The organism is Aeromonas sp. ASNIH1 (genome assembly GCF_002934285.1).
Taxonomy (GTDB): Bacteria; Pseudomonadota; Gammaproteobacteria; order Enterobacterales; family Aeromonadaceae; genus Aeromonas; species Aeromonas caviae.
This window is the reverse complement of record NZ_CP026228.1, coordinates 2,562,912-2,587,126: the sequence shown is the minus strand read 5'-3', so window position 1 is coordinate 2,587,126 and position 24,215 is coordinate 2,562,912. Positions and strand designations below refer to the sequence as shown.

Below are 24,215 nucleotides of genomic sequence, written 5' to 3'. Positions count from 1 at the left end.
CCCCTGGCTTCGCTCATCCCCCCGGCCTCCCCACACCCGCAATCCGGCTCCAGCCATCGTCCCCGCTTCCCGGGCAAGGCGATAGAAACCAGAGCCAGATCATGGATATAGCATTTACTAACAGATAACATCTTTAGGCCATGGGACATCTGCACGAGCGGGTGTCGCTCCCTGCCATCCCGGAACACAAGGGGAAACGCCATGATGGATCATCTGATGCTGTTCGTGATTGTCGCGGTCTTCGCTCTCTTCTACTGGGTCTACTACACCGCCAGCCGCAAGGGTGCCTGCACCGCCAACTGGGAGACACTTCCCACCCGGGAGCAGTACCTGGCGGCCCATCCCGGCGCCGCCGACGGGGATCTCATTTTCTGCATCCATTGCGGTCACCATCAGCAGCGGGAGGTCGGCCTGGTGCACCAGATGGATTACCGCCGCCAGCATATCTGCCCCCGTTGCAAGCAGGTGCTCTATCGCGTCGAGGAGTAGGTCGGCCTCCTCGTCGCCCACGGCGATCCCGCAATAGCGACCCCCTCTCCTGGCGCTATCCGGCCAAAAGGCCCCATGAGTTTCCTTTATTTTTAAAGTCGTTAGAATCGGGGGCCATCAAGGCTCCCGATTGTCATCCACGGAGGAAAAATGCAGGAATTCATGGCGACCAGCGAACGCCGGGCCGAGCTTTACTGGTGGTTTTCCACCCTGTTTGCTGCCGAACTCAGTGATGCGCAGATCGCTGAATACGACACCTATGACGTGCGCAGCTTCTTGAAGAGCCTCTCTACTCTCGACCCCATGCGCGAAGCCGTGGCCGAGCTCAACGACGCCATCGCCCGCCTGCTGGTGCGCCCCGAGCGCCAGACGGCGCTGGCCGCCGACTTTGCAGGCCTGTTCCTGAGCGCTCCCGGGCAGGGTGCCCTGCCCTACGAATCCCTCTACCGGGGCGAAGGCAAGCAGCTGATGCAGGCCCCTATGACCGAGATGCAGGCACGCCTCGATCGCCTCGGCATCAATGTCAGCGACAAGTACAATGAGCCTGCCGATCATCTGGCCATCGAGCTGGATCTGATGGGCAGCCTCATCATCCGCGCCGCCGAGTCGACCACCGCCGACCAGCGCGAGGCGTGGCTCGGCGAGCAGGAGTCCCTGCTGCACGGTCACCTGCTGGGCTGGTTCGAGCGCTTCGAGCAGGCCTGCCGGGCCGCCGACAAGTTTGGCTTCTACGGTGCCAGTGCCCGCCTGCTGGGGGTGTTCCTCAAGATGGACGCCAACTACCTCTCCCTGGTCAAACCGGCACCGTCCGCCGACTGAGCCCGGCATGAAGACAGCCCTGCTTCTTATCGCATGCTGGCTGCTGGCCCTGATCCCGCTGGATCAGGGTCTCACTCCCCTCGTGACGCTGCTGTTCAACCCGGACCGCGCGCTCTACGGCACCGCCCAGCTCACCGGCTTTGCCGGCATCCTGCTGACCCTCTACCTCGCCAATCTCGGGGTGGAAGTGGTGCTGCGTCGCCGTTTCCAGATAGCGGGCATGCTGGCCCTGCTCGCCGCCTGGGCAGATTTCATCAACAGCAGCGGCACCGAGAGCCACTGGCTGGTGCTCTACGCCATGGCGTTGCCGTTTCATCTGGTGGGCTGGCTGGTATTTGTTCGCGGGATCCAGGCGTTTGGCCGCCAGAAAGGCTGACATCTCGTTGATTTCACACCCTTCTCACACTTTCTTTCTCTCCTGACACTTCCTGCCATACTGACACAGTCGTCCAAATGACAAAGCAATCAATTCAGGAGCCTCCATGGAAAAAGTGCTGCCCGAATCGGTTCCGACACGGCATTTGTCAGGCCCGCTCTCTCCCTACGAGTTGCAACAGCTGTTCGCCCAGGCGCCCGTCGGGATTGGGGTCTTCGATCACGAATTCAGGTGTCGCGACGTCAACGGACGCTTTGCCGAACTGACCGGCCTCGCGCGGGCAGAGCACCCGGGCAAGACGCTGTTCGACATTGTCCCTGCCCAGACTCCCCAGCTGCTCCCGCTGTTTCAGCAACTGCGACAAGGGGCCCCCCGATGCGCATTTGAGGTGGAGACGGTCGGTCTCTCCCGCGCGGCCTCTCCCGCACGCTGGCAAGTGAGCGTCAGCTCCGTGCTGGATGAGGAGGGCACCTTCAGCGGCATCTTCCTCGTGATGAGGGAGTCCGTACAGACAAGCACCCACCTCGACGCACCCGCGTCCCCCGGCCTGCAGGAAATGACCCACCTTCATGCACTGCGTCTCTATCAGGCCGAAGCCCGCTTGCAGCACCTCTCCTATTACGATCCTCTCACCGATCTCGGCAATCGCCATCTGCTGCAAGAGCGCCTCACCCTGGAGATAGAGACGGCCAGGGTGAACCACCACGTCCTGGCGCTGCTGTTCATCGATCTCGACGGCTTCAAGCTCATCAACGACAACCTGGGGCACAGTGCCGGCGATCTGCTGCTCAAGCTGTCGGCAGACCGCATTCGCCACTGTCTGCGCCCCGGAGACATCGCCATCCGGCTGGGGGCAGACGAATTTCTGGTGTTGCTGCCCGCCATCAGGGAGACCCAGGATCTGCTGGGTCTCATCGAGGGGTTTCAACGCAGGCTGCACGATCCCGCCGACATCGGCCAGGAGCGGGTGAGGCTCTCCGCCAGCATCGGCATCTCCCTCTATCCGGAGCATGGCCAGACCCCGGACAGCCTCATCAGCGCGGCGGACAACGCCATGCATGAAGCCAAGCGCCGTGGCCGCAACGGCTATCTGTTCCACTCCCCCGACATGACGGCACAGACCAGGGAGCGGATGCTGCTGGAGCAGGGACTGCTCAAGGCCATTGAGCAGCAAGAGTTTCGCCTGCTCTACCAACCCATGACGGATCTGGCGGATGGTCATCTCAGCGGCCTGGAGGCCCTGATCCGCTGGCAGCATCCCAGCCTTGGCATGATATCCCCGGACCGTTTCATTCCGGTGGCAGAGGAGTGCGGTCTCATCGAACCGCTGGGAGAATGGGTGATGCGCACCGCCTGCCGGCAAGGGCAGCAGTGGCTGGCCGAAGGGCGCGCCGTGCCCAGGCTCTCGGTCAATGTGTCGGTCAGGGAGATGCGCTCCCACGACTACGTGGAGCGGGTGACAGCCATTCTGGCTGCGACCGGTTTTCCTGCCGAGCGGCTGGAGATCGAGGTGACCGAGAGCATCATCCAGAGCGTGGATCACAGTCTGCGGCTCTTCACCCGCCTCAAGGCGCTGGGGGTACAGATCGCCATCGACGACTTCGGCACCGGTTTCTCTTCCCTGAGCCTGCTCAGGAGCCTGCCCATCGATCGCATCAAGATAGACAGGGCCTTCGTCCAGGCGTTGCCCGACGACAAGCACAGCCGCGAGCTGTGCCGTACCATAGTCCAGCTGGCCAGCTCCCTCGGCATGGCCGTCACGGCGGAAGGGATAGAAACCCAGCCCCAGCGCCAGTTCCTGCAATCCCTGCGTTGCGAAGAGGGACAGGGCTACCTGTTCAGCCATCCCCTGCCAGAACCCAGCCTGCCTCCCCTGCTCCCCCTCCGCCATTGAACCTTGGCCGCGCCACCACGCAAGCAAAGAAGGGAGCCCATGGATCCCTTCTGCTTCATCATCATGGCTTCCCGCCCGCTATCTTCGTCGCTATCCAAAAGTCTAATTGCCCTCGGGAACCAAAGGTATAAGTTGTTACTCAATCATTAAGAAAATGTATTCACAGGAGTGAGAGATGAGCGAGAGCAAGGTCTACCCGGTCAAGGCCCACATCGGCAACGGCGCCCTGCTGGACAAGGAAGGTTATGAAGCCATGTATCAGGCGTCGGTGCAGGATCCGGACGCCTTCTGGGGGGAGCAGGGCAAGATCCTCGACTGGATGACCCCCTACACCCGCGTCAAGAACACCTCCTACGATCCGGGCCACGTCTCCATCAAGTGGTATGAGGATGGCCTGCTCAACGTCTCGGCCAACTGCCTGGATCGCCATCTGAGCGAGCGCGGCGACAAGGTCGCCATCATCTGGGAAGGGGACAACCCGGCTGAAGATCGCAAGATCACCTATCGCGAACTGCACGCCGAAGTGTGCAAGTTTGCCAACGTGCTCAAAGCCCAGGGGGTCAAGCGTGGCCACATGGTCTGCCTTTATATGCCCATGGTGCCGGAGGCGGCCATCGCCATGCTGGCCTGTACCCGCATCGGGGCCGTGCACAGCATCGTCTTCGGCGGCTTCTCGCCGGAGGCGCTCTCGGGCCGCATCATCGACTCCGGCGCCTCCGTCGTCATCACCGCCGATGAGGGGTTGCGAGGCGGTCGCCCCATCCCCCTCAAGAAGAACGTGGATGAGGCCCTTACCCACCCGGATACCAAGGTCAGCAAGGTGATCGTCCTCAAGCGCACCGGTGGCAACGTGGCCTGGCACGAGCACAGAGACATCTGGTGGCATGATGCGGTCAACGCCGCCAGCCCGGATTGTCCGCCCGAAGCCATGGGCGCCGAAGATCCCCTGTTCGTGCTCTACACCTCCGGCTCCACCGGCAAACCCAAGGGTGTGCTGCACACCACGGGCGGCTATCTGGTCTATGCCGCCCTCACCTTCAAATACGTGTTCGACTACCACGAAGAGGACATCTACTGGTGTACCGCCGACGTGGGTTGGGTCACCGGTCACTCCTATCTGGTCTACGGGCCGCTGGCCAACGGCGCCACCACCGTCATGTTCGAAGGGGTGCCCAACTACCCGGCCACCAACCGCATGAGCCAGGTGGTGGACAAGCATCAGGTCACCATCCTCTATACCGCCCCCACCGCCATTCGTGCACTGATGGCCAAGGGCAAGGAGGCTGTCGAAGGCACTTCCCGCACCAGCCTGCGCATCATGGGGTCGGTGGGTGAACCCATCAACCCGGAAGCCTGGGAGTGGTACTACCGCACCATCGGCGACGAGCGCTGCCCCATCGTCGACACCTGGTGGCAGACCGAGACCGGCGGCATCCTCATCACTCCGCTGCCCGGCGTCACCGCGCTCAAGCCCGGCTCGGCCACCCGTCCCTTCTTCGGAGTACAGCCTGCTCTGGTGGACAACCTGGGTGAGCCGCTGGAGGGCGCCACCGAGGGCAACCTGGTGATCACCGACTCCTGGCCCGGCCAGATGCGTACCGTGTTCGGCGATCACGAGCGCTTCGAGCAGACCTACTTCTCCACCTTCCCGGGTCGCTACTTCACCGGCGACGGTGCCCGTCGCGACGAGGACGGCTACTACTGGATCACCGGCCGGGTGGATGATGTACTCAACGTCTCCGGCCACCGCATGGGCACCGCCGAAATCGAGTCCGCTCTGGTGGCCCATCCGAAGATCGCCGAAGCGGCGGTGGTGGGTGTTCCCCACGAGATCAAGGGACAGGGCATTTACGCCTATGTCACCCTGATCGCCGGGGAAGAGCCGAGCCGCGAGCTGCACAAGGAAGTGAAGGAGTGGGTGCGCAAGGAGATTGGCGCCATCGCGACCCCGGACGTGATCCACTGGGCCGAAGGGCTGCCCAAGACCCGATCCGGCAAGATCATGCGGCGTATCTTGCGCAAGATCGCCACCGGCGAAACCGACAGCCTGGGGGATATCTCCACCCTGGCGGATCCGGGGGTCGTAGACAAGCTGATCCGCGAGAAGTCGGAAGCGGCGTGAGTCTCTTCCCCACGTCAACAGAGCCGGCCACGTGCCGGCTTTGTTGTCTTCGGGATCCGGACAGGGCAGAGTTCGGTGGTAGGCAGGGCTTGCGGGCAAACCAGGCCAATAAATAGCCAGATGTAGAGATTAGACCAGTAAAATGCTGCTAATTTTCACGAAATCAATATAATTGCGAAATCTGTGTGTCAGGGCACACCGATTTGTGCAAAAATTGGCTAGATTTTTGGTAGTCCAAAGATAGCTGATAGATAGCAGCATAATCATCGAGGATGTACTCAATATGTCGCAACATCACCGAATCCTCCTGCTTAACGGCCCCAATCTGAATCTGCTGGGCAAGCGGGAACCGGGAATCTACGGCAGCAAGACGCTCGATGAGATCGTCGCCGATCTGACGCGCAGCGCCAGCGAACTCGGTGTCACCCTGGAACATCTGCAATCCAATGCCGAGCACGAGCTGATCGGCCGCATCCATCAGGCCATAGGCCAGGTGGATTTCATCATCATCAACCCCGCCGCCTTCACCCATACCAGCGTTGCCCTGCGCGATGCCCTGCTGGGTGTGGCCATCCCCTTTATCGAGGTTCACCTGTCAAACGTTCATGCCAGGGAGCCCTTCCGTCATCACTCCTATCTGTCTGATGTCGCCAAGGGGGTGATCTGCGGGTTGGGTGCCGATGGTTACCAATTCGCTTTAACCGCGGCCGTGCATCAGTTGCGCGCGGCTTGATAATCACTGATCAGATAAAGAAGAAAGAGAATGCTAATGGATATCCGCAAAATCAAGAAGCTGATTGAACTGGTTGAAGAGTCCGGCATCGCCGAGCTGGAAATCTCCGAAGGGGAAGAGTCCGTTCGCATCAGCCGTAATTTCTCCGGCCAGGTTAGCGTTGCCCCGCAGATGATCATGCCCCAGGCCGCAGCTCAGGTTGCCGCACCGGTTGCCGCTGCTCCGGCAGCAGCCGCTGCACCTGCTGCCGATGCCGCCCCGAGTGGTCATCTGATGCGCTCCCCCATGGTGGGCTCCTTCTACCGCTCCTCCAGCCCGGAAGCCAAGCCGTTCGTGGAAGTCGGTCAGCACGTCAATGTCGGCGACACCCTGTGCATCGTCGAAGCCATGAAAATGATGAACCAAATCGAGTCTGACAAGGCCGGCGTGATCAAAGCGATCCTGGTTGAAAATGGTCAGGCCGTCGAGTTTGACGAGCCGCTGTTCATCATCGAATAAGGGAAAATGCCACCCATGTTGGACAAAGTAGTCATCGCCAACCGCGGTGAAATTGCCCTGCGGATCCTGCGCGCCTGCAAAGAGCTCGGGATCAAGACAGTGGCCGTTCACTCCACTGCCGATCGGGAGCTCAAGCATGTGCTCCTGGCGGACGAAACCATCTGCATCGGCAAACCTGCCAGCGGTGAGTCCTACCTCAATGTGCCGGCCATCATCGCCGCCGCCGAGGTGACCGGTGCCGTCGCCATCCACCCGGGCTACGGCTTCCTCTCCGAGAATGCCGACTTCGCCGAAGTGGTCGAGAAATCCGGCTTCATCTTCATCGGCCCGCGTGCCGAGACCATTCGCCTGATGGGTGACAAGGTCTCCGCCATCGAGGCGATGAAGAAGGCGGGCGTGCCCTGCGTACCCGGCTCCGACGGCCCGGTGGACAACGATGCCAAGCGCAACGCCGCCATCGCCAAGCGGATCGGGTATCCGGTGATCATCAAGGCCGCCGGTGGCGGTGGTGGTCGCGGCATGCGCGTGGTGCGCAACGAGGCCGAACTGGCCTCCGCCATCGCGCTGACCAAATCCGAAGCGGGCCAGTTCTTCAAGAACGACATGGTCTACATGGAGAAGTACCTGGAGAATCCGCGCCACATCGAGATCCAGGTGCTGGCTGACGGTCAGGGTACCGCCCTCTATCTGGGTGAGCGGGACTGCTCCATGCAGCGCCGTCACCAGAAGGTCGTGGAAGAGGCGCCGGCCCCCGGCATCACAGAGGAGATGCGCAAGTTCATCGGTGAGCGCTGTGTGCGCGCCTGTCTCGAGATCGGCTACCGCGGTGCGGGTACCTTCGAGTTCCTGTACGAGAACGGCGAGTTCTATTTCATCGAGATGAACACCCGTATCCAGGTGGAACATCCGGTCACCGAGATGGTCACCGGCGTCGACCTCATCAAGGAGCAGCTGCGCATTGCCGCCGGTCAGCCCCTGTCGATCACCCAGCAGGACATCCGCATCCGTGGCCACGCCATCGAGTGCCGGATCAATGCCGAAGATCCGGCCACCTTCCTGCCCTCTCCCGGTCTCATCCAGCGCTTCCACGCGCCGGGCGGCCTGGGCGTGCGCTGGGAATCCCACATCTATGCGGGTTACAAGGTCCCCCCCTACTACGACTCCATGATCGGCAAGCTGATCTGCTACGGGGAGAACCGCGACGTGGCCATCGCCCGCATGCGTCACTCCCTCGACGAGCTGGTGGTGGAAGGGATCAAGACCAACATCGCCCTGCAAAAAGAGATCATGAAGGACGAAAACTTCCAGCACGGTGGCACTAACATCCACTACCTGCACAAGAAGTTGGGTCTGTAATGGCTTGAGACCCGACCCATTGAGCACGGTGGCAACACAGAACAGCCACTACCTGCACAAGAAGTTGGGTCTGTAATGGCTTGAGGCCCGGCCCATTGAGCACGGTGGCCGCATGAGCAGCCACTCCCTGCACAAGAAATCGGGTCTGCAAAGACCCCTTTCATCGGGAAATTGCGCGATCCACCCGGATCGCCAACGTAAAAAAGGGCCATGGCGACATGGCCCTTTTTTGTTATTCTTGCGCCCCGCTCACTCGTCGGAGGCCACAGTGAACCGTTTCGCACTCGCCCGTCGGGAAGCAGCCTTCTGCCTGCTGCTGACCCTGCTCTACTTTGTCGCCTGGTATGGCTCGGCTTATTTCATCCCCGAGGATCTCGAGCTGTGGGACCTGCCCCTCTGGTTCCTGCTCAGTTGCATCCTGATGCCGCTGCTGTTCATCGGCCTCTGCGCCCTCATGGTGGATCGCCTGTTCGTCGATATTCCCCTGGATAGCGAGGTACCACCCCATGAATCTTGAGCTGATGCTGCCGCTCTGCATCTACCTGGTGCTGGTACTGGGGGTCGGTTTCTGGGCCAGTCGCCACCGGACCGGCGGCAACTTCATGCAGGAGTACTTCATCGGCAACCGCAGCATGGGGGGGCTGGTGCTCGCCATGACCCTGGTGGCCACTTATACCTCTGCATCGTCCTTCATCGGCGGGCCGGGAGCCGCCTACAAGGTCGGCCTCGGCTGGGTGTTGCTGGCGATGATCCAGCTGCCCACTGTCTGGCTCACCCTGGGGGTGCTTGGCAAGAAGTTCGCCATCATCGCCCGCCGGGTCAACGCGGTGACCATCAACGACATGCTGTGGGCCCGCTACCAGAGCAGGGCGGTGGTCGTGCTGGGCTCGGTCACCATCATCCTTGCCTTCATCGCCACCATGGTGGTGCAGTTCATCGGCGGCGCCCGCCTGCTGGAAACGGCGACCGGCCTCAGCTATCAGCAGGGGCTCTTCCTGTTTGCCAGTTGCGTGCTGCTCTACACGGTGATCGGCGGCTTTCGCGCCGTGGTGATGACGGATGCCCTGCAGGGCATCGTCATGCTCATCGGCACTGGCGCCCTGCTGGCGGGCATCCTCATCGCCGGTGACGGGTTGCCGAATCTTGTCCACCAGCTCAAGGAGATAGATCCCAAGCTGGTGAGCCCCCAGGGGGCCGGCGACATGCTGACCCAGCCCTTCATGCTGAGCTTCTGGGTGCTGGTCTGCATCGGGGTGGTGGGCTTGCCCCACTCGGCGCTGCGCTGCTTTGGCTACCGGGACAGCAAAGCGCTGCACCGGGGCATCCTCATCGGCACCATCGTCTGCGCCCTGCTGATGTTCGGCATGCACCTGGCCGGGGCGCTGGGCCGCGCCATCCTGCCCGGCATGGACAGCCCGGACAAGATCATGCCCTCCCTGATGATGGAGGTGCTCCCCCCCTGGCTGGCCGGGGTCTTCCTGGCCGCCCCCATGGCGGCCATCATGTCCACCATCGACTCCCAGCTGATCCAGGCCTCCGCCACCCTGGTGAAAGATCTCTACCTCAATTACCTCAACCCCAGGCAGGAGAAGCTGGAGGTCCGGGTGCCGCGCCTCTCCCTGCTCTGCACCCTGATCCTCGGTACCCTGGTGCTGCTGGCGGCGCTCCAGCCCCCCGAGATGATCATCTGGCTCAACCTGCTCGCCTTCGGCGGCCTGCAGGCGGTCTTCCTCTGGCCCCTGGTGCTCGGTCTCTACTGGTCCAGGGCCAACGGCCCGGGAGCCCTGGCCAGCATGGTCTGCGGCATCCTCTGTTACGGCACCTTGAGCCAGTGGGGGATCAAGGTGGCCGGCCTGCACGCCATCGTCCCGAGCCTGGCCCTTGGCCTGGCGGCCTTTGTTCTTGTCAGCCTGCTCACTCCTGCCCCGGATCAGCGTGTCCGTCGATTGTTTGATCAAAATTAAGAAAAGGATCAATAAAGGAAGGCTCGCCTATTCCCAAATGGGGGCTCACGGGTAAAATGTGCGCCACGTCACAAATACCGTGCCCCCATGCCAGTCCAGAACGCCAGAAAGATCCTGACCCAGTCCTTGCAGCGCCTCGGCTATGCCCTGTTGCTGCCCGTCTCCATCCTGCCCCTGGCCGCCCTACTCCACCGGCTCGGCCAGCCGGACGTGCTGGATCTCGCCGTGCTCTCCCTCGCCGGTCGCGCCCTGTTCAGCCAGATGCCGCTCATCTATGCGGTGGCCATCGCCTTCGGGTTGAGTCGCCAGGGGCAAGGAGCTCAGGCGCTCGCCGGTGCGGTCAACTTCCTGCTGCTGAGCTCGGCGCTGGGCACCCTGGTGCCCGGGCTGCATGCGGACATGATCTGCGGCCTGCTGGCCGGGCTCGTCACCGCCATGGTCTGCTCCCGGGCCCGCGCTCTGCGGCTGCCGGGCTGGTTGCGCCCCCTGCAGGAAGATCTGCCGGGCATGTTGCTCTCGGCGCTGGCCTGCCTGCTGCTGGTGATCCCCCTCTCCATCCTCTGGCCGCTGCTGGAACAGGGGCTCACCCTGCTCGCCTCCGATCTGCTCACCACGCCATTTGGCGCCTTCTGCTACGGCGTGCTGAACCGGCTGCTGATCCCCCTCGGTCTGCACCAGGTGCTGGGCAGCCTCATCGGGCTCGGGGAGAGCAACCTGCAAGCCCTCTCGACCGCCCAGCCACTGCATGAAGGCTATGTGGCCGGGCTCTATCCGGTCATAATGTTCGGCCTGCCCGGTGCCTGTTTTGCCATCTGGATCCATCGCCAGCGGATGCAGCAACTGCCCCAGGGAGGGCTGCTGCTCACCCTGGCGCTCACCTCGGCACTGGTGGGCATCACGGAGCCCATCGAGTTCCTGTTTGCCTTCACCGCTCCCTGGCTATTTCTGGCCCATGCCCTGCTGACCGGGCTGTCGCTGGCCATCTGCAGCGGGCTCGACATCCAGGTGGGCAGCTACTTTTCTGCCGGATTGCTGGATCTGGTGCTGAGCTACCACGCCGGTCTGCACAGCTTCTGGCTCATCCCCCTGGGCATCCTCTTCTTCGTCGTCTATGCCCTGCTCTTCTCCCGGCTGCTGGAACACGCCCCCCTCAGTCTGCCGGGCAAGCCCATCGCCGAGGATCTCTCCCGGCTCGCGACCGTGGCCCCCACCGATCCCCAGATGCTGGCTATCCAGTACCTCAAGATGCTGGGGGGCATGGACAACCTGCAGGCCATGAGCGTCTGCCTGACCCGCCTCAGCCTGCGGGTTCGCGACATGGCCCTGGTGGATCAATCCTGCCTGGCCAGACTGGGCTGCCTCTCCTGGGTCGTGCTCAACGAACATCAGCTGGTGCTGGTGCTCGGCCCCCATGCCGGCCTCATCGAAGGGCAGATCCGCATGCTGGCGGAACGCCAGTCGGTCCCGCTCGGTCTCGAACCGGCTCAGGCTCCCCTTGGCCAGCACCAGTGATCAGGCGAAGGGAAGACGTTCGGCCACGAAGTCCATCAGGCTGCGAAGGGCGGGGGCCAGGTGTTCCCGGCTCGGGTAGATGAGATAGAAGGGGTTCACCGGGACCAGGAGATCCGGCAGCACCTTGAGCAGTCGCCCCGCCGCCAGATCGTCGCCGCAGACATGGGCCGGCAGCAGGGCAATCCCCCCGTCATGGAGTGCCAGCTCCCGCAGCGCCAGCAGGCTATTGCTCTGGCAGGCCCCGCGAGGGCGCCAGCCCCCTTCCTGCAATGGCCACACCGGCAAGGAGCCATGTACCAGGCAGGCGTGTCCGGCCAGCTCTGAGAGCTGGAGCGGCGTCCCGTTGGCCGCCAGGTAACCGGGAGATGCCACCAGATGGCGCGCCACCTGGCCGATGCGCCGGCAGATGAGGCTGGAATCTTTCAGCGGCGCCGCCCGCAGCGCCAGATCGTAACCTTCCCCCACCAGATCCAGCTGTTCATCGCAAAGGGTCAGCTCCAGCACCACCTCGGGGTAGAGGGCGCGAAATTCGGCCAGTATCCGGCCAAGCAGCAAGGTTCCCGTGGCTTCGGGAGCAGTGATCCGCACCCGCCCTCCAGGAGCCGCGCGCAACCGCGCCATCGCCAGATTGGCGCTGCGCGCCAGTGCCAGCAGCTCCTGACAATGGGCCACATAGACCTCCCCCTGGGGCGTCAGGCTGAGCCTGCGGGTGGTGCGTTGCAGCAACCTCACCCCGAGCCGGGATTCGAGGCGCGAGATCTTCTGGCTCACCGAGGACTTGGGCATGCCGAGCACCTCGGCCGCCCCGGTGAAGCTCCCCTGCTCCACCACGGTGGCGAACAGCCCCATCAACTCCAGTTCGACATTGTTCATATATTCAAACAGTCTTTACCAATTACCCATCTTAATCTTGATAATCATCCAGACTAGAGTGAGTGGCAATCCCGAACACTGCTATTTGAAAGGAAAAGCCATGAAAGCCATCGCCCTGACTCACTATCTGCCAAGCAACCACCCCCACTGCTTCATCGAGAGCGATCTGCCCGATCCGACACCGGGCCCGCGGGATCTGCTGGTACGGGTCAACGCCACCTCCATCAATCCGGTCGACACCAAGGTACGTGCCCCCAAGGACAAGGTCGAAAGCAACCCTCGCGTGCTGGGCTGGGACGCCGTGGGCGAGGTGATCGCCGTCGGTAGCGACGTCACCCTGTTCAAGGCCGGTGACAGGGTCTGGTATGCCGGCGACATCAGCCGCCCGGGCAGCAACAGCTCCCTGCAACTGGTGGACGAGCGCATTGCCGCCATCGCCCCAGTCACCCTGACCGATCTGGAAGCCGCCGCCCTGCCGCTCACCGCCATCACCGCCTGGGAGACCCTGTTCGAGCGCATGAGCCTCAGCCGCGAGAGCCGCGGACGACTGCTCATCATCGGCGGCGCCGGCGGGGTCGGCTCCATCGCCATCCAGCTGGCCCGCCAGCTCACCGGCATGGAGGTGATCGCCACCGCATCGCGCCCCGAAACCCGGGAATGGTGCCTGGACATGGGGGCCCACCAGGTGGTGAGCCATCACCATCTGCAGGCGGAGCTCAAGGCACTCGGCATCAGCGAGGTGGATGCCATCTTCTGCACCAACGCCACCGAGCAGCACTGGAACACCATGGCCAGCCTCATCCGTCCATTTGGCCACATCTGCACCATCGCCGAGTCCAGTGAACCCTGGGATCTGGGTCTGCTCAAACCCAAGAGCGTCACCTTCAGCCAGGAGTTCATGTTTACCCGCTCCCTGTTCCAGACCCCGGACATGATCGAGCAGCACAACCTGCTCGGCCGGGTCGCGGCCCTGATCGATGAAGGGGTGCTCAAGACCACCCTCAGCAAGGTGGTGCCCGAACTGACACCCCTCACCCTGGCCCGGGCTCATGCCGAGCTGGAAGCGGGTCGCATGGTGGGCAAGCTGGTGATCGACATGAGCGGTTTCCATCGCTGAGACGCCGCCAGAGCGGGTATCGTCGTCCTGACTATTCCCTTGTAGGTAAATAAATGCACCATCATGGGGTGAAATCACCAGTGACAAGCCCCAAGAGTGCACAGCCCCGCAGGTAACCTTTGTCCCTGACGGGGCATCTCCCCCGAAAAAACCATAAAAAAGAGGCCATCCCGTCGGGATGGCCCTAAAAACCTGAACGTTGGGGTAACAATCACACACATATCCTTATGCAGGACATCTGTAACTTTGCAGATAGCGTGCCAATCTCTGCTTTTCCCTCCCAATTAACCGCTTTTCAGCGCACCGGCATAAAAAAAGCCACCCGAAGGTGGCTGAAAAAAGATGACGGAACTTCATAGAGCAAAGCATTCAGCGGGAACAAGTTGCTTCCCGTCACCCATGAAGGAATACATTAACCGTGCCAACTTGGCAGAGTTACCTCCCTTCCCCATGAGGCCATGGTCAAACCACGACAGCACGGACCCATGATGATAGAATCCCGCGGTTTAACATTTATGAAGAGCCGACGCCATGCCCTGGATACAAATTCGAATCAACGCCACTGCCAAGACCGCAGACAAGGTGAGCAACATGCTGCTGGGGCGTGGGGCCCAGGCGGTGACCTTTATGGATGCCAAGGATGTGCCCGTCTATGAGCCCATGCCCGGTGAAACCCCGCTCTGGGGCGAGACCGAAGTAATGGGACTGTTCGATGCCGAAACCGATCCGGCTCCCACCATCGCCTTCTTCCAGCAGATCTTCGGCGAAGACGTGGGCTACAAGGTCGAACAGCTGGAAGACAAGGACTGGGTGCGCGAGTGGATGGATCACTTCCACCCCATGCAGTTCGGCGAGCGGCTCTGGATCTGCCCGAGCTGGCGCGACGTGCCGAACCCCGATGCGGTCAACGTCATGCTGGACCCGGGCCTGGCCTTCGGCACCGGTACCCACCCCACCACGGCGCTCTGCCTGCAGTGGCTGGACGGGCTGGATCTGGCCGGCAAAACCGTGGTGGACTTTGGTTGCGGCTCCGGCATCCTCGGCATCGCCGCCCTGAAACTGGGGGCCGCCCGGGTCATCGGCATCGATATCGATCCGCAGGCCATCCAGGCCAGCCGTGACAACGCCGAGCGAAATGGCGTAGCCGACCAGATTGAACTCTACCTGCCGGCGGATCAGCCGCAAGACGTCGAAGCGGACGTGGTGGTCGCCAACATCCTGGCCGGCCCGCTGCGGGAGCTGGCGCCTCTTATCGCCGGTCACGGCAAGGCGGGCAGCCTGATGGCCCTCTCCGGCGTGCTGGAAAGCCAGGTGCCAGAGCTGGAGACCATCTATGGCCAGTGGTTCGAGATGGACCCGACCGCCGTGAAAGAGGAGTGGTGCCGCCTCTCCGGCCGCAAACTGGGCTGATAAACAACAAGCCACGGCAGTTGCCAACCCATCAGCCGCACACTCGGCTGATAAACAACAAGCCACGGCAGTTGCCAACCCATCAGCCGCACACTCGGCTGATAAACAACAAGCCACGGCAGTTGCCAACCCATCGGCCGCACACTCGGCTGATAAGCAACAAGCCACGGCAGTTGCCAACCCATCAGCCGCACACTCGGCTGATAAGCAACAAGCCACGGCAGTTGCCAACCCATCGGCCGCACACTCGGCTGATAAACAACAAGCCACGGCAGTTGCCAACCCATCGGCCGCACACTCGGCTGACAAGCAACAGGCCACAGCGGCAACACTTAGGTCGTTGAACGACAAGGGCACCCCAGCAGGGTGCCCTTGTCGTTTCCGGACGCCGTTCTCCTTCTGCCCACTCTGGGGAGAGCCTCACGCTTCTCTGCCTCCCGATGGCTTATCCTCTCTTCCTCCACCCCATCGAGGCCCAGTCATGACCGAATACGAGAAGATGATCGCCAGCCAGCCTTACAACTGCATGGCGCCAGAGCTGGATCTGTTGCGCCGGGAGACGGCCCGCCTGTACCGCCGCTTCAATCGCAGCGACGAGGAGGATGAACAGCTGGCACAGGGTGCCTTCATCTGCCCACCCTTCTACTGCACCTATGGCCACCACATCCACCTTGGCAAGGGCAGCTACATCAACATGGGGGCCACCCTGCTGGACAATGCCCCCATTCGCATCGGCGCCGAGGTGATGATTGGGCCGAACGTGCAGATCTACACCGGCGCCCATGCGCTGGATGCCGATGAGCGCATTCAGGGGGTTGAGACGGCGCTGCCGGTCACCATCGAAGACAGGGTCTGGATAGGCGGCGGCGCCATCCTGCTGCCCGGCGTCACCATAGGGCGGGAAGCCGTCGTGGGTGCGGGCTCGGTCGTGACAAGAGATGTACCTGCCGGTGCCAGGGTGGCAGGCAACCCGGCACGGCTGCTGCCAGTCAAAGGTTGAGCGGAAGGCCCGAGGCTCGCTCAGGCGCTTTCCAGCAAGCGGTCGATGCAGTGCACCACCTGCATGCTGGCGTTTTCCATGGTCTTGAGCTGCTCGACCATGCTTTTGATATCCCCCTGCTCGCGCGCGTGCAGGGCGGCCTTGCCGCTCTCGTGGACCCGTTTGTGGGGCCCGTCCAGTTCACGAAAGCCCGGCTTGTGGGCGAAGAGCTCCGCACCCTGCCCCTCGAAATACCATTTGCCCAGCCTGCACTGAGCGTGGTCGCTCACCGGCTCGTGAAAATGCTGCTGATCGATGAGCCGATAGATGGTGTTTTTCCAGACGGCGTGATCCAGCTTGGTGGTATTGAGGAAGGAGGTGGAGGCAGCACTGTGGATCACCTGCTGCATCCGGCCTGATTGTGCCAGCACCTGGGTCACCACCACATCGATCTGGGAGGAAGAGGTCGCCACCTCGGCGGCACTGGCCTGGTTGTCATCGATGATGGACTTGATCTCCTGCGCCTGGGCCACTATCTGTCTGACCAGCACCTCTATCTGGCTGCTGGCTTCATGAGCCTTGCTCGCCAACTGACGCACCTCATCGGCGACCACGGCGAATCCTCGACCAGCTTCACCGGCCCTGGCCGCCTCGATGGCCGCATTGAGTGCCAGCAGGTTGGTCTGATCCGAAATGCCCTGGATGGCGGTCACGAACTGGTTGATGGCGGATGTGCTGGCATCGAGCTGATGGACGGCTGCGAGGCTGCGAGCCGCCTCATCCGTGATGGCATGGGCGCGCTCGGAGAGACGAGTGATGGCGCCCCGGGTCTGGGCAAAGAGCTGATCCAGCTCGCAAAGCGCTCCCTTTTCAGCCATCAGGTGCTCGGCACTGCCAGCCAGCGCTTCCCGCACGCTCTGCAGCATCTCACCTCCCTGGTTCTGGCAGGTGATAACCTGATTGAAGAGATCGCCACGCTCCCGGCTGGTGCGCTGCATGTGCTCGTATTCACCGATGGTGGCGCGCAATTCGGCCAGTTCGCTCTGGTGCTGCTGCTCTTTGAGAAGCATCGTCTCCCTGAGCTGTTGATTCTCTTTTTCAAGCTTGCGGTTGAACCACATATGGCCTCCGGATGGCAAAGGTGCGGGCAGTCGACGTCAAAGGGAAGCCTCTGGCTCTCTTGTCTCTGCCGATGCTGGCGGATCCCGGGCCGGATTTCACCTGCAAATGCAGGATATTTGACCCTGATCCTGATTCCAATCGAGACCACATCAATGACTGTGCAAAAGATCGCCACAAAGAGGCCGGGTGAGGTAGAGAAGAGGCGGAGGAGAAAGAACGCTGACGTGCCGATCCCGCAAAAAATGAAGCCCAATGTCATCAAGACGTTGGGCTCTAAAAAGGTGCTACGGAATTGCGACTCTCATCGCAGAAAATTAGAAGGGGTCACCTTCTAAACTGGCAGTGGGATAATAACGTGGCGCAAACGTTTTACATAGCGTAATAAACCAGGAGTGAGAAGAATCTCTCACAATTCAAAAAATGTCCGGTCAACCCCCTTCTCCCCTCTTGGCAAGTGCGCATTTATCAGTACAGCCTGACGGCTTTGTCAGAAAACAAAAAAGCCCTGAATAATCAGGGCTTTTGGCGTTATGCGCTTCAGAAGCTGCGCACGAAGTCCTGGATGGGCAACTCGCGCAGCTTGCGGGCCTCCAGCATGGGGGTGCCAAGGTAGAGGAAGCCCACCAGTTGATCCTCCGGTGCCAGCCCCAGTGCACCATGGATCTGCTCGTCGAAGATGAACCAGCCGGAACGCCAGATGCCGTTGAAGCCCTGGGCCTGGGCCGCCATCTGCATCGCCATCAGGGCGCAACCGGCAGAGAGCTCCTGCTCCAGTTTCGGTACCTTGGGGTGCGCCTGATAACGGGTCGCCACCGCGATCACCAGGGGAGCACGCAGTGGCGCGGCGCGGCACTTCTCGACACTGTCCGCATCCTCGCCACGGGCATGGGCGGCATCGGCCAGCAATGTCCCCAGGCGCTCACGCCCCTCCCCTTCGAACAGGATGAACTGCCAGGGTGTCAGAGTGCCGTGATCCGGCGCCCGCAGCCCGGCCTTGAGGATATTGTCGAGCACTTCGCCACTCGGGGCAGGTTCGGCCAGACGACCACAGGAGTGGCGATTGAGTAACAGATGGAGGGCATCCATGGGGCAGTTCCTTGTCAAAGGCGATGATGGCGCTACCTTAGCACAGCACCGGATGAAGAAAACCCCTGGGGTTCAGGGGTTTGTCAGGATACGAAAGGGTCGGGCGGCTAGATGACGGCAGCCAGCTCCGCCCCTTGACGGATGGCGCGTTTGGCATCCAGCTCGGCGGCCACGTCGGCACCGCCGATGATGTGCACCGGCTTGCCAGCAGCCTGCAGACCAGCCTGCAACTCCTTGAGGGGTTCCTGTCCGGCACAGATGATCACCTGATCCACCGGCAGGCACTGCTGTTGGTCGCCCACCTGGATGTGAAGCCCGGCATCGTCGATACGCAGGTACTGGACGCCGGAGAGCATCTGCACCTTGCGATTCTTGAGCACGGTGCGATGGATCCAGCCGGTGGTCTTGCCAAGGCCGTCGCCCACCTTGCTCTCCTTGCGCTGGAGCAACCAGATCTGGCGCTCGGGGGCATCGATCTCGGGGGTAGTCAGGCCGCCGCGCTCACCCAGTTGCTTGTCGATACCCCACTCCTTGAGCCAGTGATCGCGATGGCTTTCAGCATCCGGCGCTCCTCTCTTCTCCACCAGGTATTCGGCCACGTCAAAGCCGATGCCGCCGGCGCCGATCACCGCCACCTTCTCGCCCACCGGCTTGTGATCACGCAAGACATCGAGGTAGCTCATCACCTTGGCATGCTCGATACCCGGAATGTTGGGAGTGCGCGGGCGGATGCCGGTGGCGAGGATCACCTCGTCAAAACCGCCGCCCAGCAGGCTCTCGGCACTCTGGCGCTGGCCAAGATAGAGCTCGACGCCGCACTTCTCCAGCCGTTTGGCGAAGTAGCGCAGGGTCTCGTGAAACTCCTCCTTGCCCGGGATCTGCTTGGCAAAGTTGAACTGGCCGCCGATTTCGCTCGCCTGATCGAACAGGCTCACCTGATGGCCCCGCTCGGCGGCGTAGCAGGCAAACGCCAGCCCGGCAGGACCCGCCCCCACCACCGCCAGCTTCTTGGGCTGGGGCACCCGGCCAAACGTCAACTCGGTCTCGAAACAGGCGCGGGGATTGACCAGGCAGGAGGCACGCTTTTGCTTGAACACGTGGTCGAGGCAGGCCTGGTTGCAGGCGATGCAGGTGTTGATCTCGTCCGCCCTGTCTTCAGCCGCCTTGATGACGAATTCGGGGTCTGCCAGGAAGGGGCGCGCCATGGAGACCATGTCCGCCTCCCCCCCCGCCAGGATGCGCTCTGCCACCTCGGGGGTGTTGATGCGGTTGGTGGTGATGAGGGGCACCTTGAGGTGCTTTTTCAGCTCGGCGGTCACCCAGCTGAAGGCACCGCGCGGCACGCTGGTGGCGATGGTGGGAATGCGCGCCTCGTGCCAGCCGATACCGGTGTTGATGAGGGTGACCCCCACCTGCTCCAGTGCCCGGCCAAGGGCGATCACTTCCTCAAGGGAGGAGCCCTGCTCCACCAGATCCAGCATGGAGAGGCGGAAGATGATGATGAAATCCGTGCCCACCCGCTCCCGCATGGCGCGGACAATCTCCACCGGGAAGCGCATGCGGTTTTCACTGCTGCCGCCCCAGCTATCGGTGCGCTTGTTGGTGCGCTCGCAGATGAACTGGTTGATGAGATAGCCTTCCGAGCCCATCACCTCGACCCCGTCATAACCGGCCGCCTTGGCCAGCGCCGCAGTGGCGGCGAAGTCGCGAATGGTGCCGCGGATCTGCCGCTCGCTCATGGCCCGCGGCTTGAACGGGGAGATGGGAGCCTTGAGGGCGCTCGGCGCCAGGCTGAACGGATGGTAGGCGTAGCGGCCCGCATGAAGGATCTGCAGCGCTATCTTGCCCCCTTCCTGGTGCACTGCCTCGGTCACCTTGCGATGTTTGGCTACCTGCCAGGGAAAGCTCAGCTGGGAGCCGTGGGGCACCAGCCGCCCCCGCAAATTGGGGGCGATACCGCCGGTCACGATGAGACCGACCCCGCCACGGGCCCGCTCACCATAGAAGGCGGCCAGCTTGTCAAAGCCCCCCTTTTCCTCCTCGAGGCCGGTGTGCATGGACCCCATCAGTACGCGGTTGCGCAACTGGGTAAAACCCAGATCGAGGGGGGTCAGCAGCGTGGGATAACGGCTCATGATGCACTCCTTGTCGAGGTCGATGTGCACGGGGTCATGCTCCAGCCTTCCTGGCTGCCTCGGGTGACGGGCAGTAAAAAGAAGGGGGTGGGTGGAGGTGGGGCCGGCTCATCGGGCCTTTCAGTTAATTTTTTGTTATCAAACTGGAGCTAGAGTAAAGAATCGAAAACTCTTTTTCAAACAAATGTTTGGACATTTTTTCAGCGAACAGCTGTGTTCCGAAGTGGCGGGGAGGCAGTCGACTCAAGGGGAAATGGCAATTGGCTGCGCAACTGGTTAATAATGGCTGCTCTCAACCCATTAACAGGGCGACAACGCAGCTATGTCTATTTTCAAAGGTCTGGGATGGCTCTTTCGCAGCCTCTGGCGCCTGCTCAACTTTACCCGCTTGATGCTGGTCAACCTGCTGTTTCTTCTCGTCGTGCTGGTCATTGTCTTCAGCGTCAGCCAGAGCGAGACCCCAAGCACCCCCATCGAGGGGGCGCTCACCCTCAATCTCTCCGGTGTGCTGGTAGAACAGCGCACCCAGACCGATCCCACGGTGCAACTGCTCAGGCAAATGGACAAGGGGGACGAGCAGCCAAGCGAAATCGTCCTCTCCGATCTGCTGTGGGCCATCAAGAGCGCGGGGAATGACGATCGCATCAAGGCGCTGGTGATCAAGCCCCAGGGTCTGCAAGGGGCCAGCCTCTCCAAACTGCAGGAGGTGACGGCCGCCATCGACGCCTTCAAGGAGAGCGGCAAGCCGGTCATCGCCATGGCGGACTACTACAGCCAGGGGGCCTATCTGCTCGCCGCCCACGCAGACCACGTGCTACTCAACCAGAGTGGTGCCGTGCTGATCGAGGGGCTGGGTGTCTACCAGACCTACTTCAAGTCGGCACTGGAGAAGCTCAACATCACCCCGCACGTCTTCAAGGTCGGCACCTACAAGTCCTTCGTCGAGCCCTACACCCGGGACGAGATGTCCCCCGAGAGCAAGGAGGCGAACCAGCGCTGGCTGGATCAGCTGTGGCAATCCTATGTGGCCGACGTGGCGGAGCAGCGGGAGATCGAGCCTGATGCCGTGGCACCGAACAAGGATCACTTCCTCGAACTGCTGCGCAAGGCCGGCGGCAATGCGGCCAGCTACGCCCTCGACAACGGTCTGGTGGATCAGCTCGCCACCCGCGACGAAATGACCCAGGCGGTGATCAAGGAAGTGGGCGAGGCCGATGATCACGGCTGGAAGGGCGTGGGCCTGAAAGAGTATCTGGCCGCCATCCCGGAACAGTACCCCCAGAGCGGCAAGGATGAGGTTGGCCTCATCACCGCCAGCGGCGCCATCATGGATGGCGTCCAGCCTGCCGGCACCATCGGCGGCGACAGCCTTGCCGATCTGCTGGCCGAGGCCCGCCGTGACGATCAGGTGAAAGCCGTGGTGCTGCGAGTGGACAGCCCGGGCGGCAGCGCCTTCGCCGCCGAGCAGATCCGCGCCGAATTGCTGGCCCTGAAACAGGCGGGCAAGCCGGTGGTCATCTCCATGGGCAGCTACGCCGCCTCCGGTGGCTACTGGATCTCCGCCGATGCAGACAAGATCTTCGCCTCCCCCACCACCCTCACCGGTTCCATCGGGGTGTTCGGCATGTTCGCCACCATCGACAAGGCGCTCTCCCAGTACGGGGTACACACCGACGGCGTCGGCACCACCGACTTCGTGGGGGTCGGGCTGACCCGTGCCCTGCCGGATCACGTGGGTGAAGCCATTCAACTGAGCGTGGAAGACACCTATCAGCGCTTTGTCGGCCTGGTGGGCAAGGGCCGGGGCCTTAGCCCGGAAGAGGCGGAAAAAGCCGCCGAAGGCCGGGTCTGGACCGGGCAGGATGCCAAGGCACTGGGGCTGGTGGACGAGTTCGGCAATCTGGATGACGCCCTCAAGGCGGCCGCCGATCTCGCCAACCTCAAAAGTTGGCAGGTCACCCCCATCGCACCGGAAGAGTCGGCCAGGGACAAGTTCCTGCGCGAGCTGTTTGACAGCAGCGCCCAGGCGCTGGCCCCGCACCTGCAAAGCTGGCTGCCCGCCGGGCTTGGCAAGGCGCTGCTGGAGATGAACCGCACTCTGGACCCGCTGACCCGCTTCAACGATCCCCAGGGCACCTACGCCTTCTGCCCGGTCTGTCTCCCCTGACGCCGGGGACAGCCATAAAAAAACCGCCGACAGGCGGTTTTTTTATGGGGCAAGCGGCCTTGTCAGGTCAGCAAGCCGGACGCTTGCCAGCGGTGCAACTCTGCCAGCACCCGGGTCTCTCGCGCCGTCCACTGGGGACAGGGACCCGCCAGCTGGGTCTTGTTGGTTTGCAGTGCCTCGGCCAGGGGGAACCAGCCCGGCGTGAAGCCGAGGCGGATTTCGTAGGGCTGGGGGCGCGGCGCACTCCAGTGCTCCCCGACCCGGCAGAGGTAATAGGACGATCGGATGCAGTAGGCATCGTAATCCGGCTCGCGCGCGGCACGATACTCCCGGGTCTCTCCCAGCAGGGGGCCCACGGCCACCAACTCGGCGCCACACTCTTCCCGCAGCTCCCGGGCCAGGGCCGCATCGTGCGCCTCCCCGTGCTCGATGCCGCCACCGGGGAACATGAGATCCCCGTTGACGCTGGAGTGCACCAGCAGCAGTCGATCACCACGCATCACCACGGCCCTCACCGTGGCCCGTTCAAGCACCCTGTCCTCGCCGCGGATCTGGCCGTGCACGAGACGGATATCGAAGGGATGGGCCCATTCCCGGGCTTCTGACAGGGTCGGATTCATGGTGTGCGGTAGCTCCCCTGCCTGAGTGCATCGACGATGGTGGCCGCCTGGTCGTCCAGCGTCTCCTGCTCCTCCTTGCCGATGGCATGGTAAATGCCGAGCCGGGTGGCGGAGACCTCGGGGCTCTCCTGGAATGACTCGCTCACCTTGCCCCACAGATAGGCCTGATCAAATCGCTTCTGCCCCATGTAGAGGGTGCTGAGGGCGGTGAGGATCCGGCTGTTGACCTTGTCCCCCTCCCGATAGAGAGAGAGCGTATGGTGCATCAGCCTGATGGCCTTCTCGGGCTCGCTCTTGGCATAAATGCCGCCGAGCGCCAGTTGCAGCTCGGGCTCCTCGAGGCTCGGCGTCCCCTCCTGCGCGAGGAAGCTGGCGCGGGCCTCGGGGCTGGTGTTGTTGGTCCAGTGCCAGAGCAGCAGGTAGGGATCCCGGGAGCCCCGGGTCTGTGCATCCAGTTGCTCCAGTTGACGGCCGGCGGCCAGCATCCCTTCCACTCTGGGGCTCTTCTGCTCCCTGGCCCGCTTGTACTCGATGTTGGTGGAGTGCTCGGCGCATTGCAGATAACGCTCCAGGCCGCGCATCAGATCGTACTTGCGCCTGTCCGTCCCCTCTTCCTGGAGATAGTAACGACCGCGAATGACATCGCTGCGCTCATAGCGACACCAGCCATCGTCCACCAGGTCCGCGCACAGGGCGGGATATTGGGAGCAAATGTTGTGGATCCTGTCGTCGTCGCAGGCCGTCAACGTCAGGCAACAAGCGAGGGAAAGCAGTAACGGACGCTGTGAGAATAGGGTCATGGTTCACATCTGGTTGATAACAATCGCAACCCGCACCGGCCACCGCCAACTAGCAAACAGGCTACATATCCATTACAATGCGCGCGCCGTATAAGGCCGCGATTGCAGAATAATATAACGAAACCATCAGCCCTACACTGATC

The 24,215-nt window shown here is 62.3% G+C and carries 21 protein-coding genes; 15 read left to right on the top strand and 6 right to left on the bottom strand.

Annotation, left to right across the window (positions count from 1 at the left end; translation table 11 throughout):
• The first annotated feature begins 201 nt into the window (after positions 1-201).
• From C2U37_RS12625 to C2U37_RS12575, 11 genes are all read left to right on the top strand, one after another.
• Entirely contained in the window at positions 202-489 is a 288-nt protein-coding gene (locus C2U37_RS12625) for a hypothetical protein (RefSeq protein WP_010675399.1), read from the top strand.
• A 150-nt stretch (positions 490-639) separates the two neighbouring features.
• Entirely contained in the window at positions 640-1,308 is a 669-nt protein-coding gene (gene torD / locus C2U37_RS12620) for a molecular chaperone TorD (protein WP_104452429.1), read from the top strand.
• Positions 1,309-1,315: 7 nt separating this feature from the next.
• Positions 1,316-1,684, top strand: coding sequence for a hypothetical protein (locus C2U37_RS12615; RefSeq protein ID WP_042014461.1), 369 nt, complete (start codon positions 1,316-1,318; stop codon positions 1,682-1,684).
• A 106-nt stretch (positions 1,685-1,790) separates the two neighbouring features.
• Positions 1,791-3,578: an EAL domain-containing protein gene (locus C2U37_RS12610; protein WP_199770442.1), complete on the top strand. Its 1,788-nt coding sequence runs from the start codon at positions 1,791-1,793 to the stop codon at positions 3,576-3,578.
• Between the two features lie 175 nt (positions 3,579-3,753).
• Positions 3,754-5,700 (top strand): acetate--CoA ligase, encoded by a 1,947-nt coding sequence (gene acs / locus C2U37_RS12605; protein ID WP_039040306.1) that lies wholly within the window; start codon positions 3,754-3,756, stop codon positions 5,698-5,700.
• 283 nt (positions 5,701-5,983) lie between these two features.
• Positions 5,984-6,433, top strand: a complete 450-nt coding sequence (gene aroQ, locus C2U37_RS12600; protein WP_104452428.1) for a type II 3-dehydroquinate dehydratase — start codon at positions 5,984-5,986, stop codon at positions 6,431-6,433.
• Positions 6,434-6,469: 36 nt separating this feature from the next.
• On the top strand, positions 6,470-6,931 hold the full coding sequence (gene accB / locus C2U37_RS12595) for an acetyl-CoA carboxylase biotin carboxyl carrier protein (protein ID WP_010675405.1): 462 nt from the start codon (positions 6,470-6,472) through the stop codon (positions 6,929-6,931).
• A 15-nt stretch (positions 6,932-6,946) separates the two neighbouring features.
• Positions 6,947-8,287, top strand: a complete 1,341-nt coding sequence (accC, locus tag C2U37_RS12590; RefSeq protein WP_039040308.1) for an acetyl-CoA carboxylase biotin carboxylase subunit — start codon at positions 6,947-6,949, stop codon at positions 8,285-8,287.
• A gap of 268 nt (positions 8,288-8,555) precedes the next feature.
• Positions 8,556-8,804 (top strand): YhdT family protein, encoded by a 249-nt coding sequence (locus tag C2U37_RS12585; RefSeq protein ID WP_039040309.1) that lies wholly within the window; start codon positions 8,556-8,558, stop codon positions 8,802-8,804.
• The gene (panF, locus tag C2U37_RS12580) at positions 8,794-10,251 is read left to right on the top strand and encodes a sodium/pantothenate symporter (protein ID WP_042014456.1); all 1,458 of its coding nucleotides are present in this window, start codon (positions 8,794-8,796) and stop codon (positions 10,249-10,251) included. Before C2U37_RS12585 ends, panF begins: the two co-directional genes overlap by 11 nt.
• 87 nt (positions 10,252-10,338) lie before the next feature.
• Positions 10,339-11,763: a PTS transporter subunit EIIC gene (locus C2U37_RS12575; protein ID WP_104452427.1), complete on the top strand. Its 1,425-nt coding sequence runs from the start codon at positions 10,339-10,341 to the stop codon at positions 11,761-11,763.
• Here the strand turns inward: C2U37_RS12575 and C2U37_RS12570 are convergent, their stop codons facing one another.
• Positions 11,764-12,636, bottom strand: coding sequence for a LysR family transcriptional regulator (locus C2U37_RS12570; protein ID WP_042014452.1), 873 nt, complete (start codon positions 12,634-12,636; stop codon positions 11,764-11,766).
• A gap of 100 nt (positions 12,637-12,736) precedes the next feature.
• Between C2U37_RS12570 and C2U37_RS12565 the strand changes: the two genes are divergently transcribed.
• The 3 genes from C2U37_RS12565 (at position 12,737) to C2U37_RS12555 (ending at position 16,163) form a co-directional block, all read left to right on the top strand.
• Positions 12,737-13,753: a zinc-binding alcohol dehydrogenase family protein gene (locus C2U37_RS12565; RefSeq protein WP_104452426.1), complete on the top strand. Its 1,017-nt coding sequence runs from the start codon at positions 12,737-12,739 to the stop codon at positions 13,751-13,753.
• 531 nt (positions 13,754-14,284) lie between these two features.
• A complete protein-coding gene (gene prmA, locus C2U37_RS12560; RefSeq protein WP_104452425.1) occupies positions 14,285-15,163 on the top strand; it encodes a 50S ribosomal protein L11 methyltransferase in 879 nt (292 codons plus the stop codon).
• Positions 15,164-15,644: 481 nt separating this feature from the next.
• Positions 15,645-16,163 carry a sugar O-acetyltransferase gene (locus C2U37_RS12555; RefSeq protein ID WP_104452424.1) on the top strand — a complete coding sequence of 173 codons (519 nt, stop codon included), beginning with the start codon at positions 15,645-15,647 and terminating at the stop codon, positions 16,161-16,163.
• Between the two features lie 20 nt (positions 16,164-16,183).
• Here the strand turns inward: C2U37_RS12555 and C2U37_RS25255 are convergent, their stop codons facing one another.
• From C2U37_RS25255 to C2U37_RS12535, 3 genes are all read right to left on the bottom strand, one after another.
• Positions 16,184-17,263 carry a methyl-accepting chemotaxis protein gene (locus C2U37_RS25255; RefSeq protein ID WP_104452423.1) on the bottom strand — a complete coding sequence of 360 codons (1,080 nt, stop codon included), beginning with the start codon at positions 17,261-17,263 and terminating at the stop codon, positions 16,184-16,186.
• A gap of 538 nt (positions 17,264-17,801) precedes the next feature.
• A complete protein-coding gene (locus C2U37_RS12540) occupies positions 17,802-18,350 on the bottom strand; it encodes an NAD(P)H nitroreductase (RefSeq protein ID WP_010675416.1) in 549 nt (182 codons plus the stop codon).
• A gap of 107 nt (positions 18,351-18,457) precedes the next feature.
• Positions 18,458-20,485 (bottom strand): NADPH-dependent 2,4-dienoyl-CoA reductase, encoded by a 2,028-nt coding sequence (locus tag C2U37_RS12535; protein WP_104453236.1) that lies wholly within the window; start codon positions 20,483-20,485, stop codon positions 18,458-18,460.
• Between the two features lie 322 nt (positions 20,486-20,807).
• Here C2U37_RS12535 and sppA point away from each other — a divergent pair, with 322 nt between their 5' ends.
• Positions 20,808-22,652 carry a signal peptide peptidase SppA gene (sppA, locus tag C2U37_RS12530; RefSeq protein WP_045525758.1) on the top strand — a complete coding sequence of 615 codons (1,845 nt, stop codon included), beginning with the start codon at positions 20,808-20,810 and terminating at the stop codon, positions 22,650-22,652.
• A 62-nt stretch (positions 22,653-22,714) separates the two neighbouring features.
• Here the strand turns inward: sppA and C2U37_RS12525 are convergent, their stop codons facing one another.
• Both C2U37_RS12525 and C2U37_RS12520 read right to left on the bottom strand, forming a co-directional pair.
• Complete coding sequence (locus C2U37_RS12525) at positions 22,715-23,272, bottom strand: NUDIX domain-containing protein (RefSeq protein ID WP_104452421.1); 558 nt, start codon at positions 23,270-23,272, stop codon at positions 22,715-22,717.
• A complete protein-coding gene (locus C2U37_RS12520; RefSeq protein WP_104452420.1) occupies positions 23,269-24,072 on the bottom strand; it encodes a DUF2989 domain-containing protein in 804 nt (267 codons plus the stop codon). Before C2U37_RS12520 ends, C2U37_RS12525 begins: the two co-directional genes overlap by 4 nt.
• Positions 24,073-24,215 lie beyond the last annotated feature (143 nt).